Raw genomic sequence first — 18,137 nt, forward strand, 5'->3', positions numbered from 1 at the left:
CTGTCAATACCTTCGAAGCCGGCCCCTTCGTACTGCCTCGACCCGGCTCCACAGGCCTTCCCGCCGCTTCACTCACCCGCTTTCAGCGGCAGCAGCGCGAGAGAGGGCGCATTGTAGGGAAAGGGGGCGAGAAAGGCAAACAAGAAATTTTGATCCATCCTATAACAAAACGAAAACGGCACCCAGAAAGGTGCCGTCATCAGTCATCGTGCGCCATCGCTCCGTCAAGGACGGGGCGATGGACGCAGGCTCAGAGCGCGACGCTTTCGGCGACTTCGGCGAACTCAGGGATCTGATCGAAGTTCATGTAGCGATAGATCTCGTTCGCCTTGCTCGTCACCGGCTGCAGGTGCGCGAGGTACTCTTCCACCGTCGGGATGCGGCCGAGCAGCGCACAGACCGCCGCGAGTTCGGCCGAGCCGAGGTAGACGCGCGTATCTAGCCCCAGCCGGTTGGGGAAGTTGCGCGTCGAGGTCGACATGGCCGTGGAGCCGCGCTTGATCTGCGCCTGGTTGCCCATGCACAGGGAGCAGCCTGGCACCTCCATGCGAGCGCCGGCGCGGCCGAGGATGCCGTAGTAGCCTTCCTCGCGCAGCATCATCTCGTCCATCTTGGTGGGCGGGGCGATCCACAGCCGCGCCGGGATGTCGCTCTTGCCTTCGAGCACCTTGGCGGCGGCGCGGAAGTGACCGATGTTGGTCATGCACGAGCCGATGAAGACTTCGTCGATCTTGTCGCCGGCGACTTCCGACAGGCGCTTGACGTCGTCGGGGTCGTTCGGGCAGGCGACGATGGGCTCGGTGATCTCGGAGAGGTCGATCTCGATCACCGCGGCGTACTCGGCATCTGGATCGCGCTCGAGCAGCTGCGGATTTGCAATCCAGTCTTCCATCGCCTTGATGCGCCGCTCGAGGGTGCGGCGATCCTGATAGCCTTCGGCGATCATCCACTTGAGGAGCGCGATGTTCGAGCGCAGGTATTCGATGATCGGCTCCTTGTCGAGCTTGACCGTGCAGGCGGCGGCGGAGCGCTCGGCGGAGGCGTCCGACAGTTCGAAGGCTTGTTCGACCTTGAGCTGCGGCAGCCCTTCGATCTCGAGGATGCGGCCGGAGAAGATGTTCTTCTTGCCCTTCTTCTCGACGGTGAGGAGCCCTTGCTGGATCGCGTAGTAGGGGATGGCATTGACGAGATCGCGCAGCGTGATGCCGGGCTGCATTTCGCCCTTGAACTTGACCAGCACCGACTCGGGCATGTCGAGCGGCATGGCGCCGGTGGCGGCGGCGAAGGCCACTAGCCCCGAACCGGCCGGGAAGGAGATGCCGATGGGAAAGCGCGTGTGCGAGTCGCCGCCGGTGCCGACGGTGTCGGGCAGCAGCATGCGGTTGAGCCAGGAGTGGATGACGCCGTCGCCCGGGCGCAGCGACACGCCACCGCGCTCGGTGATGAATTTCGGCAGCTCGCGGTGCATCTTGACGTCTACGGGCTTGGGATAGGCGGCGGTGTGGCAGAAGGACTGCATCACGAGGTCGGCGGAGAAGCCGAGGCAGGCGAGGTCTTTGAGTTCGTCGCGCGTCATGGGACCGGTGGTGTCCTGCGAGCCCACGGTGGTCATACGCGGTTCGCAGTAGGTGCCGGGGCGCACGCCCTGTCCTTCGGGCAGACCGCAGGCGCGACCGACCATTTTCTGCGCCAGGGTAAAGCCCTTGCCGGTGTCCTTGGGCTGCTGCGGCAGACGGAAGAGCGTGCTCGGCGGCAGGCCAAGCGCTTCGCGCGCCTTGGCGGTGAGCCCCCGGCCGATGATGAGCGGGATGCGGCCGCCGGCGCGCACTTCGTCGAGCAGCACCGGGGTCTTGAGGCGAGACTCGGCGATGAGCTCGCCGTTCTTGTAGGCCTTGACTTCGGCGGTGTCGTGGTCGATGACGAGCTCGACCTCGTCGCCCATTTCCATCTTGCTGACGTCGATCTCGATGGGCAAGGCGCCGGCATCTTCCTGGGTGTTGAAGAAGATGGGGGCGATCTTGCCGCCGAGGCAGATGCCGCCGTAGCGCTTGTTCGGCACGAAGGGGATGTCCTGGCCGGTCCACCAGATCACGGAGTTGGTGGCGGACTTGCGCGAGGAGCCGGTACCGACGACGTCACCGACGTAGGCGACGACGTTGCCCTTCTGTTTGAGTTCTTCGATGAGGCGGATCGGGCCGCGCTGGCCGGGCTCGTCCGGTTCGATGCCGGGACGGGGATTTTTCAGCATCGCCAGGGCGTGCAGCGGAATGTCGGGGCGCGACCAGGCGTCCGGCGCCGGCGAGAGGTCGTCGGTGTTGGTCTCGCCGGGCACCTTGAAGACGGTGATCTTGATGCGCTCGGGCACGGCGGGGCGGGAAGTGAACCATTCGCCTTCGGCCCAGGAGCGCAGCACGGCCTGGGCGTTGGCGTTGCCCTGCTCGGCCTTTTCCTTGACGTCGTGGAAATAGTCGAACACCAGCAGCGTCTTCTTGAGTCCTTCGGCGGCGATGGAGCCGACGAGGGGATCGTCGAGCAGATCGATCAGGGGCTGGACATTGTAGCCGCCGAGCATGGTACCGAGCAGTTCGGTGGCGCGCTCGCGCGACAGCAGCGGGTTTTTCTCTTCGCCCTTGGCCACGCTCGCGAGGAATTCGGCCTTGACTTTGGCGGCGTCGTCGACGCCGGGCGGCACGCGCTGCTCGAGCAGTTCGAGCAGGAAAGCCTCTTCGCCGGCAGGCGGTTGGCGCAGCAGCGCGACGAGCTGCTCGGTTTGTTCTTTCGACAGCGGCAAGGGAGGAATGCCGAGCGCGGCGCGTTCGGCGGCATGGGCACGATAGGCTTCTAGCACGACGATCACCTCATCTGGGTTTGGGTCGAAAACCGCGGAAAGCGAACAGGTTCGATATTATATGTCTTTTATAAGACTTGGGCGTCCCCCGGCTCATTGTACCAAAGGGCAAGGCGCAAAAAACCCTCGATCGGAACGATAATTCGCTTCGATCGACCCTGCACGGCAATCGGGTCGAAGATGTTCTAGACTATTGCCAGACGGCGAAACCGTTTCGACCAGCGTTTTTCATAGGAGGTGTCCGATGTCCGTTGCTGCCGCTACGCTCAAGACCTTCCACATCCCGGGCGTCGGGACGGGGAAATTCCACGACCTTCAGGCGCTGGAGGCGCTCGGGATCGGCTCGGTGCGACGCCTGCCGGTGTCGATACGGCTCGTGCTGGAGTCGCTCGTGCGCAATTGCGACGGGGTGCGCGTGGAGGAACGGCACGTGCGCGAGCTCGCCAACTGGCAGCCGCAAGGGAAACGCACCGAGGAGATCCCTTTCGTCGTCGCCCGGGTGGTGCTACAGGATTTCACCGGCGTGCCGCTGCTGTGCGACCTGGCGGCGATGCGCTCGACGGCGGCCGGCATGGGGAAAAAACCCAAGGCGATCGAGCCGCTCGTGCCCGTCGATCTGGTGGTCGACCATTCGGTGCAGGTGGATTACTACGGTACGCCGGATGCGCTGCGCAAGAACATGGAGCAGGAATTTGCGCGCAACCGCGAGCGCTACCAGTTCATGAAATGGGGGATGCAGGCGTTCGACACCTTCCGCGTCGTCCCGCCGGGCATCGGCATCATCCACCAGGTAAACCTCGAATACCTCTTCCGCGGCGTGCAGCGGCAGGATAGTGCCGAAGGCCCCGTCTATTACCCCGACACGCTGGTGGGGACCGACAGCCACACGACCATGATCAACGCCGTGGGCGTGGTCGGCTGGGGCGTGGGCGGAATCGAGGCCGAGGCGGCCATGCTCGGCCAGCCAATCTATTTCCTCACCCCCGACGTGGTCGGGGTGGAACTGGTCGGCTCGCTTCCCGAAGGGGTCACCGCCACCGACCTCGTGCTTACCATCACCGAGATGCTGCGCAAGGCGAAAGTGGTGGGGCAGTTCGTGGAATTCTTTGGCGAGGGCGCAGCGAGCCTGAGCGTGCCCGATCGTGCCACCATCGCCAACATGGCGCCCGAATACGGCGCCACCATGGGTTTCTTCCCGGTGGACGAGAAGACGCTGGAGTACCTGCGCGCCACCGGCCGCACGCAGGAGGAAATCGCCGCGTTCGAAGCCTACTTCCGGGCACAGAACCTCTTCGGCATACCGCGTGCGGGCGAGATCGACTATACGCGCACGCTGCGACTCGACCTCTCCACCGTGCGCGCCTCGCTCGCCGGCCCGAAACGACCGCAGGATCGCATCGAGCTGCAGGCGATGAAGTCGAACTTCGAAACGCTCTTTTCCAAACCCGGGAGCGAAAACGGTTTCGGCAAGCCGGCCGAGGAGCTGGGCAAGCGCTACCCGGTGCCGGGCCGCGAGGGGCTCACGCTCGGGCATGGCGACGTGCTCATCGCTGCGATCACTTCCTGCACCAACACGAGCAACCCGGCAGTGCTCATCGCCGCGGGACTACTGGCGAAGAAGGCGGTCGAGAAGGGTCTGAGCGTGTCGCCGCACATCAAGACCTCGCTCGCCCCGGGTTCGCGGGTGGTCACCGAATACCTGCAGAAAGCGGGGCTGCTCGAGCCACTGGCCAAGCTGGGGTTTGCGCTTGCCGGCTACGGGTGCACGACCTGCATTGGCAACGCCGGCGACCTCGCCCCCGAGCTCAACCAGGCGATCACCGAGAACGATCTCGTGGTGGCGGCGGTGCTCTCGGGCAACCGCAACTTCGAGGCGCGCATCCACCCCAACATCCGGGCGAATTACCTCGCCTCTCCCCCCTTGGTGGTGGCCTTCGCCATCGCCGGACGGGTGAACGTCGATCTCACGAGCGAGCCGCTGGGCACGGGCGCCGACGGCAAGCCGGTCTATCTGCGCGACATCTGGCCGAGCAGCGAGGAGATCCACGCCGTCCTGCCCTACGCCAACGATCCCGAAGTCTTCCGGCGCCTCTACCGCGATTTCACCAAGGATCACGACCTGTGGAATGCCATCCCGGCGCCCACGGGCGAGGTCTACGATTGGCCGAAGTCGACCTACATCGCCCGGCCGCCCTTCTTCGACGATTTCTCCATGCAGCCGCCGGGGGTGCAGCCGATCACGGGTGCCAAGGCCTTGCTGCTGCTGGGCGACTCGGTCACCACCGACCACATCTCCCCCGCGGGTTCCATTCCCGAAAACTCGCCCGCCGGTCAATGGCTCAAGGCGCACGGGGTGGAGCGCAAGGATTTCAACTCCTATGGGGCGCGGCGCGGCAACCACGAGGTGATGGTGCGCGGCACCTTCGCCAATGTCCGGCTGAAGAACCTGATGCTGCCGCCCAAGCCCGACGGCAGCCGCATCGAGGGGGGCTATACGCTGCTCGATGGCAAGCAGACCACCGTCTATGAGGCGGCCATGGCCTACCGCGAGCGCGGCATCCCGACGGTGGTCTTCGCCGGCGAGGAGTACGGCACCGGTTCTTCGCGCGACTGGGCGGCCAAAGGGACGATGCTCCTGGGCATCCGGGCGGTGATCGCCCGCAGCTTCGAGCGCATCCACCGCTCCAACCTGGTGGGCATGGGCGTACTGCCGCTGCAGTTCCTGGGCGAGGATTCGTGGCAGAAGCTGGGCATCGACGGCTCCGAGACCTTCGACATCCTGGGGCTCGATGAAGCACGGCTCGCGCCGCAGCAGCAGCTCACCTTGCGCATCCGCCGCGCCGACGGCAGCACGCAAGAGGTTCCGGTGCTCTCGCGCATCGACACGCCCATCGAGGTGGAATACTACCGCCACGGCGGGATCCTCCCCTACGTGCTGCGCCAGATCCTGGCGCGCGTTTGATCGATCCGCCCCCGCCTTCGGGTGGGGGTGCCTCCTTGGCTAGGAGCCGTCGTGAACCCGGAAAAAGTCGTCTTCGGTTTCTTCATCCTACTGGCGGCCACGCTCAACTTCGGCTTTTTCATCGGCGATATCGGGGTGGCCGCCTACCACGACGTCTATGAACTCTTCGCCGCGCTGGTCGTGAGCCTGATCGCCACCATCCTGAAGCTGGGCGATCGCACCCAGATCGGGGCAGTGCACCTGGCCACCTCGCTCGTGGCCGACCTGCAGCTGATCACCGCCGCCATCGTCTGGGCCTATGCCGAACATGCCACCGCGGCCGGCCTCACGCCGGAGATGGTTGCGCGTATCGTCTCGCTCTCGGGCGGGGCCTTGCTCGCCAACCTCGTGTCGGTCACCATTCTCGTGGCCGAGACGCTGATGCAACGCCGCTGAGCCCTCCCCCATGAACGTCGAAGGGCCAGACCGCAATTTCAGCGTCATCCTGCTGGTTTTACGGCGGCTGCGCGGTCCCCTGATCCTGATGGTGACCCTCTTCACGCTATCGGTATTGGGTATGGCGCTCGCCCCCGGCCCGCCCGATGCCGAAGGTCGACCGACGCATCTGAGCCTCTTTCACGCCTTCTACTTCGTGAGTTACACCGCCACGACCATCGGGTTCGGCGAAGTCCCCGGGGCGTTCTCCGATGCGCAGCGCCTGTGGGCGATCGTCGTGATTTACCTGAGCGTGCTTGCCTGGGCCTACCTGCTCAAGCAGACGGTCACCTTGATGCAGGACGAAGCGCTACGTCGGGCGGTGGCGGCGCTCGGCTTCGCACGCCGGGTCCGGCGCTTACACCATCCTTTCGTCCTGATCGCCGGTTTCGGCGAAACGGGGGCGCAGCTTGCATTGGCCCTGGATCGTGAAGGCATCGCGACGGTGGCGCTCGATCTCGACCCGAAGAAGATCGAGCGCGCGGAAATGATGGAATTCGTCCACCCACCCGTCACCCTGGCGGCGGATGCAAGCGACCCGAACGTGCTGCTTGCCGCCGGCTTGCGCCAGCCGCGCTGCGCTGCCGTGGCGGCGATGACCGACGACGACGCGGCCAACCTGGCGGTGACGGTAACCCAGGGTCTGCTCGCGCCACGCCTGCCCACCGTTTGCCGCGCCGAGCACGACGCCACGGTGGCCAATATGGCCGAATTCGCCACGACGGCGATCATCGATCCCTTCCACGTCTTTCAAAACGACCTGGCGCTCGCGCTCGAACATCCGGCCGTCTGGCGGGTGCGCCAGATATTGCTCGACATGCCGATGGACGAGATTCGCACCGACCGACCGCCTCCACGGGGCAGATGGATCATCTGCGGCGCGGGGCGCCTGGGTCTGGCGGCAGAGGCGGCGCTGCGCGGCAGTGAGCTCGAACTGGTGGTGATCGACCGCGCCGCCACGGACGGGGGCAAGCATTCAGAATGGATCACGGGCGATGCCACCCAGGCGGAAGTCTTGCGGCGAGCAGGAATCGAGAAAGCGGTCGGTATCGTCGCAGCCACATCCAATGACATCGACAACATTTCGATCCTCGTCGCCGCCCGCCGCCTCAACCCCTCGCTCTACACCATCGTGCGGCAGAACCGCAGACGCAACGAAGCGCTCTTTGCCGCTTTCCACTACGACCTGCGCGTGGTGCCACGCCACCTCGTCGCTGCCGAGGCGCTCGCGTGGTTGCGTCTGCCGGAGATTCCCGCCTTCCTTGCCTGGCTCGCGAACGCCCCGCAAGAACTCGCCCATGATCTGCAGGAAACGCTGCTGCGCCTGCGACGGCATGGCCCCTTGCGCAACCTGAAGATCGCGATTCTGCCGCAAACCGCTCCTGCGTTGTGGCACGCGCTGGCCGATGATTCCGGGGTCACGCTCGAGCGGCTGCTGCGCTCGCCTTCCCTGCGGCCAGAACCGTTGGCATTGCGGGTACTGGCGCTGGAGCGCGAAGGGCATTGGCAGCCCTTGCCGGAGCCGTCGACCCTCTTGCGGCGGGGCGACGTATTGCTGGTAAGCGGTACCGCCGCGGCGCTTGCCGACCTGAAAGAAATCTGCGGCTATGAGCCGACCCTCTACTACGTGCTCGAAGGCCGCGAGCGACCGCAGACTTGGCTGGGACGATGGTGGGCGAAACGCGCCCCGGAGGGATGAGCATGGCACCCTGGAGTGAACGCATCCGTGCCGTTGCCGAACGGGCACTCGCCTGCGGCGCTCTGGAGCCGATCGCCACCGAGGCGCTCGAGCGCCATGAACAGGGGTTCCCCTTCGTGCTGCGCTGGGTCTCGACGCTGGCGCACAAACCGCACCCCAGAAACGATGCAGGGCGCAACCCCTTCCTGCCGCCCGAGCCGGAACTCACGGTCGGCGCGCTCGGCAAGCGGCACCTGGTGGTACTCAACAAGTACCCCGTCTTTGCCGGCCATACCCTCATCGTCACGCGCGAGTTCGAGCCGCAGACGGCGCCGCTTTCCGGCGACGATTTTCTTGCCTGGCATGCGCTGCTCGCCGAAGGGGGGCTGGGGTTCTACAACGGCGGAGAGATCGCCGGAGCGAGCCAGCCGCACCGTCATCTGCAGTGGCTCCCGGAGGGTCATCTGGGCGAAAACCAACTCCGCGCCTTCCTGCCTCCCGGCGAAACCGGTTGGGCGGAACTGCCGTGGGCGGCCTGGCGCGAGCCGTTACCCATGCATACCGAAAGCGCCGCCTGGGCTGCAGCGGCCCGCCGCGCCTACCGCGCCGCGCTCGCCTCAATGGGTTGGCATGACGAGGCGCCGCAGCTGCCGCCTTACGACCTCCTGCTGCGGCTCGATCGCCTGTTCTTCATCCCGCGCCGGGTCGAGCGACTCGCGGGCGTGTCGGTCAACGCGCTGGGCTATGCCGGTTCGCTCTTTGCCGCCTCCCCAGAAAAACTGCGCGCGCTCGCCGCGCTCGACCTGGTCGCAGGGCTATGCACCCTCGGCTGGCCCCGCGCCGAGCTCGCCTCGGGCAAACGCTGAGAGATCGGCGGTGACGCGCCACAGCGTCTGCCCCGAATCCCGGTACTTGCGCTCGAAAGGCGTCATCGGCTCCTCGGGCACGAATGGGGTGCATTCGCCCCGTATCCCCGAAAGGGCCAGCGCGGCGATGAGCTCGCGGGCATAGACCGACCAGTTGGTACGGCACTCGAAGCGTCCGCCGAGTTGCAGCACGGTAGGCCAAACGGGATGCGCATACCAGCGCCGCCCAAGGTGCCCGATCTTGGGCCATGGGTTGGGATAGAGCCACCAATGCTCGCGCACCGGAACGCTGGCTTCCAGCGCCAGGCGCCAGAAGTCGATCACGTCGGCGCGCACGAAACGCAGGTTCTCGGGCCAGGTCGCGCGCGGATAGGGTTTCTGCCGCGAGAGCCGCTCTTGCGATTGGTCCACACCGACGACGAAAGCCTCAGGGCTGCGCCGCGCCAGCAGGATCGTCGACCAACCCACACCGCAGCCGGAATCGAGGATCCACGGCGAGCGCCCGTCCCATGCGGCGAGCGTCTCTTCGAAGGCGGCGAGGTTATAGGGCGCGTAGGGTTTGCGGAAGGACCGAGCGAGATGGCGGCGCACGAGTTCGGGCAGGCGCTCGTGCACCTCGCCCTGGGCGCTCGTCGGGATGCGGGAGATGCCGTAACTCATGATCGCTCAGAGGAAAGAAAGGGGAATTTTAACGAAAACCCCTTGCCCCGACTGGATCGATCGGCGATAATTTGCGTTTTCTCCAAGCAAAAGGATGGCCAAATCCGCCATCCGCCCGATCCCGAGGTGCCCCATGAAAGAGAACATCCATCCGAATTACGCCGAAGTCCAGGTGACCTGCTCCTGCGGCAATTCCTTCGTGACGCGCTCCACCATCGGCAAGCCGGCGCTGCACGTGGAAGTGTGCTCCGAGTGCCATCCCTTCTACACCGGCAAGCAGAAGATCGTCGACACGGCCGGCCGTGTCGAGCGTTTCCGCCAGAAATACGGCAATCTCGCCAACCGCGGCTGAGTTCGTCACGCCGGGTTTCAGCGAAAGGGCGGCCTTGCCGCCCTTTTTCATTGACTCCGTCCCGCCCGACGACGGGGAGCGACTATAATCGCCTCTTCCGCAACGAGTGGCAATGGCATGTTTTTCGACCCGCGTCCGGTTCCGCCGTGGCAACGACGACTCTACGGAAAATGGGGATTGGTGGCGCTACTGGCCGCCTTTCTCTTGGTCGGCACCACAGGACACGACCCTTGGCGCGGCGCCGATTTGCGCCATTTCTTTGCCGTCTGGCAGGTGCTCCAAGGCCAATGGCTGCTGCCTTCCGCGCTCATCGATGGTACCGTCCCTGCAACCGGTCCGCTCTATTACTGGGTGGCGGCGCTCCTGGGCCTGCTGCTCGAACCCTTGGGCTTGGCGCTGCACGACGCAACCCGCTTCGCTTCTCCGCTTCTGCTGCTCTGCACGCTGCTGAGCCTGGGCGCAGCGGCGCTCCCCTGGTGCGGCAAACCCTGGCAGGCGGGCGCGATGCTCGTGGGACTGGGAACCCTCGGCTGGGTGCTCGACGCGCACCAGCATCAGGCCCTGCTCGCTTCTGCCGCCGCGATCGGCCTTGCCCTTGCCGCCGTGAGCCGACGAGAGGCGCAGCCGGCAAAGGCATGGATCGCTGCCTGTATTGCCATGGCAGCCGGCTTTCTCGCACAGGGGTTTGCTCTCCTGCTCGTGCTGAGCATCCCCTGGCTGGCGACCTGGCCCTGGCCTCGGATCGAGGCAGCGCGGCGTCTGTCGCTTCTCATGGCCACGGCGCTGATCTTTGCTCTCCCTGCGATCTGGTTCGTCACCGTCTGGCGCACTGCCGAAGGCGAGGCTTGGTTTGCGCTGCAAGCACCGCAGCTCTCACAGGAATTCATCGCCTCCAACCTCGATGACGCCTGGCGTGACGCAGCCTGGGTGGCCTGGCCTTTGTGGCTGCTGGCATTGTGGCCACTGCGCCGGGCTGTCAACGGCGATGGGTCGAATCTCCGGCTTCTTGCCGTGGCTTGGGCCATGATCGCCATGGGACTGGTCGTGGTAACCGCCTGGCCTCCCAGCAATCCCAGCGACCTCCTCATCCTCTTGCCGCCGCTCACCCTCTTGGCGACGGAGCGGCTGCGGCGCATGCCTTCCGGCGCCCGCGCGGCGTTCTCGTGGTTCTCTGCGGCAACGGTGCTGAGCCTCGTCGTCTTCGCCGGCCTCTCGTGGAGCGCATGGAACCTCGACTGGCCGCCGGGGCTTGCGCGCCACATGGTGCGCGTCGCGCCCGAGTTTGAAATGAGCGGGTCTTTGTGGCGCCTCGGTGCGGCCACGGCGGTGCTGCTCACCTGGTTCGTCCTCGCCGTGACGACCCCGCCTTCGCCGCTGCGCCCGGCAATCCATTGGGCGCTCGGCGTCACGCTCGCCTGGGTGGTGCTGGTGCTGCTGCTCGAGCCCTGGTTCGAGCATACGCGCAATCTGCGGCCGATCGTCGAGCAGATGCAGGGAACGCTGCGCGAACGCGCTCCTTCCTGCGTTTCCGTGCCCGGTCGAGAGCCCGACGTGCGGGCGGCGCTCGTCTATTTCGGCGGCATCCCTGCGACCCTGGAAGACGGCTGCCCCGTCCGTTTCGCCCGACTGCGCGACCAGCAGCCCTTGCCGTCGGACGGCAGCGTGCTCTGGTCGATGACGCGTGGCCAAGGCAAACGCCTAGAATACTGGCTTCTGCTGGACAACGAACGAGCGAGGCCCACCCATGACTGATTCTCTTCCCCCTTTCGTCGCGCCCGAGCAGACCCCTGCATGGGCCGAACTGCTCGCCTTGGCCGATCTCTGGCTGGCGCGCCGCATTACGGATGCGTTTTCCGCCGATGCCGCTCGGGTCGATGCGCTCTCGCTGCCGGCAGGCGCCTTGTGGCTCGACGCGAGCAAGCAGGCATGGGACGCCGGAGTGCTCGCGCAGCTCCTCGCCCTTGCCCGGGCGGTGCGGCTGCCGGAGGGAATCGAAGCGCTCTTTGCCGGGGCGGAAGTCAACTTCACCGAGCGTCGCCCGGCACTGCACATGGCCTGCCGCGGCGGAGCGGACGTACCGCCGGCCGATCGCGAGCGCTTCGCCGCAACGGAAAGCCGACTGCAAGCGTTCGTCACCGCCTTTCACCGCGGCGAGCTGCGCGGTGCCACAGGCGAGCGGCTCGATCATGCCGTCAACCTCGGCATCGGCGGCTCCGACCTCGGCCCACGGCTCGCCTGCGAGGCGCTCTCGCATCAGGAAGCGCCGCAGCGGAATGTGCGCTTCGTCGCCAATCTCGACCCGAGCGATTTCAGCGCAACGATACGCGGGCTCGAGGCGGCGCGTACGCTCTTCGTCGTCTCTTCCAAGAGTTTCGGCACCGCCGAGACGCTCGCCAACCTCGAACGCGCGCGGGCGTGGCTTTCCCGGGAACTGGGAACGCACGAAACGGCGGCACATTTCCTCGCCGTCACCTCCAACCCGGACAAGGCGCAGGCGCTAGGATTTGCGCCGGATCGCATCCTCTGGCTGCCGCCTTGGGTAGGTGGACGCTATTCGCTGTGGTCGGCCGTGGGCTTGCCGGTGGCGCTCGCTTTCGGCTGGGAACGGTTCCTCGAACTGCGTGCCGGCGCGCGCCGCATGGACCAACATTTCCGCACGGAGCCGCTCGAACGCAACCTGCCGGTGTGGCTTGGGTTGCTTGGTCTGTGGAACGCGAACCTGCTCGATGTTCCTTCCTGGGCCGTGCTCCCCTACGATCAGGGGCTTTCCTGGTTTCCGGCCTGGCTGCAGCAGCTCGAAATGGAGAGTAACGGCAAGCGCTGCCGGCGCGACGGTTCGCTCGTGCCCTATCCCACCGCGGCCGTCGTCTGGGGCATGAGCGGTACCCTGGGACAACACGCCTTCCATCAGCTTTTCTACCAAGGAACGCGGCGCCTCACGCTGGACTTCATCGTCCCCCTCCCCCGTCCGCTCGATGCCGGGCGTCGGGCCTTGGCGCAACATGCGCTTGCGCAGGCAGGCGCCTTGCTTGCCGGTCGCACGCGCGACGAGGCGCGCGCTGCGCTTCGGACGCAGGGCCTGGCACCCGAAGAGATCGAAGCGCTCGCGCCGCACCATGAGATTCCCGGCAACCGCCCCAGCTCCGTGCTACTCACCGAGGGCTGGGACGCCAGCGTGCTCGGGGAGCTGCTCGCCGCCTACGAACACGCCACGTTCGTGCGCGGCTGGATCTGGGGGATCGATCCGTTCGACCAGTACGGCGTGGAGCTGGGAAAGGAACTGGCGCGCACGCTCGCCGCGGGCGGAACGCTCGCCGGTTTCGACCCCTCCACACGCGCCCTCGCCGCCCGGCTGGATGCGCACCGCTGAAACGGGGCACCCCGAAAAACGCCGCGAGCGGAAAAGTCGCGAGGCACCAAAACGCTCAGCCTTCAGGCAAACGCAGGAAAGCAGCGCGGTAGCGGCGCAGCTCTTCGATCGACTCATGGACGTCGGCGAGTGCCGTATGCTTGCTTTCCTTCTCCCAGCCCTGCAGGATGGCGGGGGCCCAGCGGCGCGCGAGTTCCTTGAGGGTGGAAACATCCAGGTTGCGGTAGTGGAACCAAGCCTCGAGCCGCGGCATGTAGCGGTAGAGGAAACGCCGATCCTGGCAGATGGTGTTGCCGCACATGGGGCTCGAGCGCGGCGGCAGCCAAGGACTCAGGAATTCGAGCAGCATCGCCTCGGCCTGGGCTTCGTCGATGCGTGAGGCACGCACCCGCTCGATCAGGCCGGAAGCGCCGTGCGTCTTCTGGTTCCAGTCGTCCATCGCGGCGAGCACCTCGTCGCTTTGGTGCACCGCGATCACCGGCGCTTCGGCGAGCACGTTCAGGTCATTGTCGGTGACCACCATGGCGATCTCGAGGATGCGGTCGCGATCGGGATCGAGCCCGGTCATCTCCAGGTCGAGCCAGACCAGCTTGTCGGAAGGCGCGTTGTTCTCGCTCATGCGGTTTTCCTTTCTTGGGGGAATGGGTGCGCTATACTGCCACGGCCGCGTGCCGGACGGCGCGATCCTCACCCGTATTTTTTCGTATCCTGCCCATGGATGAAACCTTCCTCGCCACCGTCGTCGCCGCCCACGGCCGCAGCTACGAGATTTCCCGGACGATTCCGTGGCACGAGCCGCCCTGGCACGCCGTCACCCGCGGCAAACGCCACGACTATGCCTGCGGCGATGTGGTCGAGGCGCGCGCCACGGCCCCCGGCCAGGCGGTGATCGAGCGGCACCAGCCGCGCTCCTCGCTCTTCTGGCGGGCGGACGGCGTACGGCAAAAGCTCATCGCCGCCAACGTCGATCAGGTCGTCATCGTCACTGCGGTCGAGCCGCCCTTCTCGTCCGAACTGGTGACGCGCTGCCTCGTGGCCGCCGAACATCAGGGGATCGAAGCCCTCATCGTGCTCAACAAGTGCGACCTCAAGGACGGCCTGGATGCGGCGCGCGCACGGCTAAAGCCATTTCTCGCTGCGGGCTATCGGGTGCTCGGCCTCTCGGCCAAACGGGACGTCGCCCCGCTCGAACCGCTCTTCGCAGGGAAGCGATCGCTACTCGTCGGACAATCAGGCATGGGAAAATCGACGATCATCAATGCCCTGGTGCCAGAAGCCCGAGCGCGCACGGGCGAAATCTCGCGTGCGCTGGAATCAGGACGGCATACCACCACCGAGGCGCGGCTCTATCCCTACCGGCAAGGGTGGATCATCGACAGCCCCGGCCTGCAGACCTTCGGCTTGGCCCACGTGCCACTGGAGGCGCTGGAAGCCTGTTTCCCCGAACTGCGTCCGGCGCTGGGTGAATGCCGTTTCCGCGATTGCCGCCACGATGCCGAGCCGGGATGCGCCCTGCGCGCGCTGGCAGAGCGCGGCGCGATCAGCCCCGAGCGCTGGCAGCAGTACCGCCGCATCCGCGCCGAACTCGAGGCGCTGGCGCGGCGGTCCGCGACGGGGAGGTAGGGCAGGAACCACCCTATCCCCGCCCTCGGGACTCAGAGACGCTCGAAGATCACCGTCAGGCCCTGACCGCCGCCGATGCACAGGGTCACCAGGGCATAGCGCCCGCCGATGCGGTGCAGCTCATGGATCGCCTTGGTGGCGATGATCGCGCCGGTCGCGCCCACCGGGTGCCCCAGGGCGATGGCCCCGCCGTTGGGGTTGGTCTTGACCGGATCGAGCCCGAGCCCCTTCATCACCGCCAGCGACTGGGCGGCGAAGGCCTCGTTCGATTCGATCACGTCCATGTCTTCGAGCTTGAGGCCAGTCTTCTCCAACGCTTTCTTGGTGGCCGGGATGGGGCCCTCGCCCATGATGTCGTTGGGCACTCCCGCCACGGCGTAGCCGACGATGCGGGCGAGCGGTTTCAGGTTTTTCTGCTCGGCCGTCTTGGCGTCGGCGAGCACGAGGAAAGAGGCGGCGTCGTTGATGCCGGAAGCGTTGCCGGCCGTCACCGTGCCGTCTTTCTTGAACGCCGGCTTGAGCTTGGCAAGGCTCTCCATCGTCGTATTGGGCTTGGGATGCTCATCGACTTCGAACACCACGTCGCCCTTGCGCGTCTTGATCGTCACCGGCACGATCTGCGAGCGGAAGCGCCCTTCTTCGATCGCACGCGCGGCGCGGCGCTGCGACTCCAGCGCGAAGGCGTCCTGCTCTTCGCGGCTGATGCCCCACTTGACAGCGAGGTTCTCGGCCGTGATGCCCATGTGGCCGACGCCGAAGGGATCGGTGAGCACCGCCACCATGGCATCGATCATGGTCGTGTCGCCCATGCGGGCGCCGTTGCGCATCGTCGGTGAGAGATAGGCTCCGCGCGACATCACTTCCACGCCGCCGCCCACGCCCATGACCGCGTCTCCGAGCATGATGTTCTGGGCCGTGGTGACGATCCCCTGCAGACCGGAAGAACACAGGCGGTTGACCTGCATCGCCACCGAGCTCATCGGCAGCCCCGCCTGGATGGACGCCACGCGCGGCACGTAGGCATAGCGCGAATCGGTCGGGATGCAGTTGCCAACCGTGACGTATTCGACTTCGTTGGGATCGACGCCCGAGCGTTCGATCGCCGCCTTCATGACCTGGCCGGCGAGCTCGGCCGGTTCGATCTGCGACAGAGTCCCCCCGAAGGTTCCAATGGCGGAACGCACGGCGCTCAGTACCACGACGTCTTTGTTCGGCATATCCTCTCTCCTTGCTGGTCAGTGAAACGGTTCCATGCGACTGGATTCATCATACGACGAAATTGTGACGATTGTCACCTGGGAGGTCGTGCTCATTCTTCTTTACCACGAATTAGTTCGAGGAACATACGCAGCATGGCCGCTGTTGCCCCCCAAATGAAATACTGCCGCCAGGGAACGGCCCAATAGTGGCGACGGCCTGCTCCGTATTCCAGCGAGTGACGCACGTAGCGGCGCGGATCGAGCACGTGCGACAAAGGTACGGTGAACACCTCGGCAACCTCGAACGGATCGGGGCGCAGCTCGCCCGGATCCTCTACCCAGCCGACGAGGGGGGTGATGCGATAGCCCGTGATGGTGACGTAAGGCGGCATCGCGCCCAACACTTGCACCCGCTGCGGCGCGAGCCCGATCTCTTCCTCGGTTTCGCGCAAAGCTGCCTCCACCGGACCGGGATCTTCGGGCTCCACCCGCCCGCCGGGAAAACTGATCTGTCCCGGGTGATGGGCGAGATGCGGCGTGCGGCGCGTGAGCAACACTCGAGGCCCTTCTTCGCCGGGCACCAGGGGGGCGAGTACCGCCGCCGGCCAGCGGACCTCGCGAGCCCCTTCGTCGCCTGCAGCAAGATCAAGAGGCCGATTCGCCGTCCGCTGCAGACGCTCGGCGATGCGCTCGCGCAGCCGTTCGGGCGAGGAAAGCAGATCCAAGAGTTCGTCATCGCGCATCAGTTCATTGTGGCACAAAAAAGCGGGAGGTTCGGCAGCGACTTCAGCAAAAATTATTTGACCAACCGGTCGGTTTATTTTATTATTCCTTGATCCAGATCAAACTCTGCCGTGAGAAGCTGCAGTACATTCACGGTACGCGAACGGCTTCGATCATGTTGAAGCCGATCCGCGAACGATCCGGATGGACGTTTTATCCACCCTAGAGGAGGCAACACCATGGCTCATCACGACAAACTCGCCCTACAAATGGACCTTCCGCCGCAGATCCCGCAGCCGAACGTCTTTCCCCTGTCTTGGCACGCCAAGACGCAGAAGATGGAGGAAATCTGGGATGCGGCGCAGCGCGAGTTTTGGGATCCGAAGAAACTTCCCTGGGACACGCTCGACGTCGAGTCCTATTCTTGGGAAGAACGCGAGGCGATCGCCTATTGGTGGACGCTTCTGTCCGTCTTCGACGCTTCCGCGCCTCCCGTCTTCGCCTCGGCGCTGATCAAGACCTACGAAGACCACGAAGAAGACCCGGTACGCCGCTGCTTCTTCTCGGTGACGCGCGACGAGCAGAACCACGAACAGATGTGCGGCCTGGCGATCACCAAGTTCCTGGGACACGACGATCCGCTCACCTACCAGCCCAAAACCGACCTGGGCAAGCGCCTGCAGAAAAACGCCATGTGGCTCTACTACAACGGCGGACGCTACTGGAACGGCTACAAGAATGCCGTGCCGAAGTACTCGCTTGCCGTGCTCTTCTCCTCCTTCCTCATGGGCGAGATCGCCGCGGCCACCATTTTCAAGCAGATGCATGACAACAGCCGGGAGCTGGTGTTCAAAGAGGCGTTCCGCAATATCGGCCGCGACGAGGGTCGCCACATGGCGATCTGCATGGCGCTGATGGAGCGCGACTATCCCCGGCTCGCCGCCGAAGACAAGGCACTCGTCACCAAGCAAATCCGCGCCGGTTACCTCTTCCTCTCGGCGGTACTCTTCGAACCGCCGGAAGAATTCTGGGACCTGCCCGCCGACTTCATCAAGAACCAGCGTGAGGGCGAAGAAGTGGCGCGCGGCGCCGGCTTCGGCATCCCCACCTACGAGGCGAAGAAGGAGAACTGGCGCAACGCCATGCTCAACCTCAAGGGCGTGCTGGATCGTTACGGCATCCCCTTCCCTGCCATTCCGGAAGTCGGGATCGAAGGTCAGGAAGTAACGGAAGTCGACATGGACTCGATCATCCCGGTCTTCTGAGCTTCGGCGGCCGCCTGCAGGGGCGGTCGCGCCCAGGCACACCGACCGCCGGGGTCCGTGAAGGACACCGGCGGTTTCGTCGACCAGGCACCCCATCACCCCTCAAGAGAGCGAACC

At 65.5% G+C, this 18,137-nt stretch carries 14 protein-coding genes; 9 read left to right on the forward strand and 5 right to left on the reverse strand.

The genetic code is table 11. From position 1 onward, the window contains the following. Positions 1 to 250: 250 nt before the first annotated feature. A complete protein-coding gene (gene acnB / locus EPD82_RS00005; RefSeq protein WP_141054803.1) occupies positions 251 to 2,848 on the reverse strand; it encodes a bifunctional aconitate hydratase 2/2-methylisocitrate dehydratase in 2,598 nt (865 codons plus the stop codon). Positions 2,849 to 3,092: 244 nt separating this feature from the next. On the opposite strand from acnB, the gene acnA reads away from it, so the two are divergent. Genes acnA through EPD82_RS00025 form a run of 4 tightly spaced genes read left to right on the forward strand, consistent with a single transcriptional unit; the run spans position 3,093 to position 8,828 of the window. Continuing rightward, entirely contained in the window at positions 3,093 to 5,810 is a 2,718-nt protein-coding gene (gene acnA, locus EPD82_RS00010) for an aconitate hydratase AcnA (RefSeq protein ID WP_141054105.1), read from the forward strand. Between the two features lie 51 nt (positions 5,811 to 5,861). Further along, positions 5,862 to 6,245 carry a DUF6394 family protein gene (locus tag EPD82_RS00015; RefSeq protein WP_055422712.1) on the forward strand — a complete coding sequence of 128 codons (384 nt, stop codon included), beginning with the start codon at positions 5,862 to 5,864 and terminating at the stop codon, positions 6,243 to 6,245. Positions 6,246 to 6,255: 10 nt separating this feature from the next. Then, complete coding sequence (locus EPD82_RS00020; protein WP_141054108.1) at positions 6,256 to 7,983, forward strand: potassium channel family protein; 1,728 nt, start codon at positions 6,256 to 6,258, stop codon at positions 7,981 to 7,983. Between the two features lie 2 nt (positions 7,984 to 7,985). Next, the gene (locus EPD82_RS00025) at positions 7,986 to 8,828 is read left to right on the forward strand and encodes a DUF4922 domain-containing protein (protein WP_141054111.1); all 843 of its coding nucleotides are present in this window, start codon (positions 7,986 to 7,988) and stop codon (positions 8,826 to 8,828) included. On the opposite strand, the gene trmB is transcribed toward EPD82_RS00025, so the two are convergent. Next, entirely contained in the window at positions 8,778 to 9,488 is a 711-nt protein-coding gene (gene trmB, locus EPD82_RS00030; protein ID WP_141054114.1) for a tRNA (guanine(46)-N(7))-methyltransferase TrmB, read from the reverse strand. The genes EPD82_RS00025 and trmB overlap by 51 nt on opposite strands. 133 nt (positions 9,489 to 9,621) lie before the next feature. Between trmB and rpmE the strand changes: the two genes are divergently transcribed. The 3 genes from rpmE (at position 9,622) to pgi (ending at position 13,210) form a co-directional block, all read left to right on the forward strand. Then, complete coding sequence (gene rpmE / locus EPD82_RS00035; RefSeq protein WP_028874876.1) at positions 9,622 to 9,840, forward strand: 50S ribosomal protein L31; 219 nt, start codon at positions 9,622 to 9,624, stop codon at positions 9,838 to 9,840. A gap of 117 nt (positions 9,841 to 9,957) precedes the next feature. After that, a complete protein-coding gene (locus EPD82_RS00040; protein ID WP_141054117.1) occupies positions 9,958 to 11,592 on the forward strand; it encodes a hypothetical protein in 1,635 nt (544 codons plus the stop codon). Further along, positions 11,585 to 13,210 (forward strand): glucose-6-phosphate isomerase, encoded by a 1,626-nt coding sequence (gene pgi, locus EPD82_RS00045; RefSeq protein ID WP_141054120.1) that lies wholly within the window; start codon positions 11,585 to 11,587, stop codon positions 13,208 to 13,210. The genes EPD82_RS00040 and pgi overlap by 8 nt, the downstream gene beginning before the upstream one ends. A gap of 55 nt (positions 13,211 to 13,265) precedes the next feature. On the opposite strand, the gene orn is transcribed toward pgi, so the two are convergent. Beyond that, the gene (orn, locus tag EPD82_RS00050; RefSeq protein WP_055422706.1) at positions 13,266 to 13,829 is read right to left on the reverse strand and encodes an oligoribonuclease; all 564 of its coding nucleotides are present in this window, start codon (positions 13,827 to 13,829) and stop codon (positions 13,266 to 13,268) included. Between the two features lie 95 nt (positions 13,830 to 13,924). Here orn and rsgA point away from each other — a divergent pair, with 95 nt between their 5' ends. Next, positions 13,925 to 14,833, forward strand: coding sequence for a ribosome small subunit-dependent GTPase A (gene rsgA, locus EPD82_RS00055; RefSeq protein ID WP_055422705.1), 909 nt, complete (start codon positions 13,925 to 13,927; stop codon positions 14,831 to 14,833). 32 nt (positions 14,834 to 14,865) lie between these two features. On the opposite strand, the gene EPD82_RS00060 is transcribed toward rsgA, so the two are convergent. Together EPD82_RS00060 and EPD82_RS00065 are read right to left on the reverse strand one after the other, a co-directional pair. After that, positions 14,866 to 16,050 carry an acetyl-CoA C-acyltransferase family protein gene (locus EPD82_RS00060; RefSeq protein ID WP_055422704.1) on the reverse strand — a complete coding sequence of 395 codons (1,185 nt, stop codon included), beginning with the start codon at positions 16,048 to 16,050 and terminating at the stop codon, positions 14,866 to 14,868. Positions 16,051 to 16,142: 92 nt separating this feature from the next. Beyond that, positions 16,143 to 16,775, reverse strand: coding sequence for a CoA pyrophosphatase (locus tag EPD82_RS00065; protein WP_055422703.1), 633 nt, complete (start codon positions 16,773 to 16,775; stop codon positions 16,143 to 16,145). A 219-nt stretch (positions 16,776 to 16,994) separates the two neighbouring features. On the opposite strand from EPD82_RS00065, the gene EPD82_RS00070 reads away from it, so the two are divergent. Beyond that, positions 16,995 to 18,020, forward strand: coding sequence for a diiron oxygenase (locus tag EPD82_RS00070; protein ID WP_055422702.1), 1,026 nt, complete (start codon positions 16,995 to 16,997; stop codon positions 18,018 to 18,020). The last annotated feature ends 117 nt before the right edge of the window (positions 18,021 to 18,137 follow it).

The organism is Tepidiphilus succinatimandens (genome assembly GCF_006503695.1).
Taxonomy (GTDB): Bacteria; Pseudomonadota; Gammaproteobacteria; order Burkholderiales; family Rhodocyclaceae; genus Tepidiphilus; species Tepidiphilus succinatimandens.

Excerpts from the sequence above, each read along its gene's own strand:
- EPD82_RS00060 (WP_055422704.1), bottom strand. The coding sequence starts at position 16,050 with ATGCCGAACAAAGACGTCGTGGTACTGAGCGCCGTGCGTTCCGCCATT.
- EPD82_RS00040 (WP_141054117.1), top strand. The coding sequence starts at position 9,958 with ATGTTTTTCGACCCGCGTCCGGTTCCGCCGTGGCAACGACGACTCTAC.
- EPD82_RS00020 (WP_141054108.1), top strand. The coding sequence starts at position 6,256 with ATGAACGTCGAAGGGCCAGACCGCAATTTCAGCGTCATCCTGCTGGTT.
- EPD82_RS00065 (WP_055422703.1), bottom strand. The coding sequence starts at position 16,775 with ATGCGCGATGACGAACTCTTGGATCTGCTTTCCTCGCCCGAACGGCTG.
- trmB (WP_141054114.1), bottom strand. The coding sequence starts at position 9,488 with ATGAGTTACGGCATCTCCCGCATCCCGACGAGCGCCCAGGGCGAGGTG.
- acnA (WP_141054105.1), top strand. The coding sequence starts at position 3,093 with ATGTCCGTTGCTGCCGCTACGCTCAAGACCTTCCACATCCCGGGCGTC.
- orn (WP_055422706.1), bottom strand. The coding sequence starts at position 13,829 with ATGAGCGAGAACAACGCGCCTTCCGACAAGCTGGTCTGGCTCGACCTG.
- rsgA (WP_055422705.1), top strand. The coding sequence starts at position 13,925 with ATGGATGAAACCTTCCTCGCCACCGTCGTCGCCGCCCACGGCCGCAGC.
- EPD82_RS00070 (WP_055422702.1), top strand. The coding sequence starts at position 16,995 with ATGGCTCATCACGACAAACTCGCCCTACAAATGGACCTTCCGCCGCAG.
- pgi (WP_141054120.1), top strand. The coding sequence starts at position 11,585 with ATGACTGATTCTCTTCCCCCTTTCGTCGCGCCCGAGCAGACCCCTGCA.
- EPD82_RS00025 (WP_141054111.1), top strand. The coding sequence starts at position 7,986 with ATGGCACCCTGGAGTGAACGCATCCGTGCCGTTGCCGAACGGGCACTC.
- rpmE (WP_028874876.1), top strand. The coding sequence starts at position 9,622 with ATGAAAGAGAACATCCATCCGAATTACGCCGAAGTCCAGGTGACCTGC.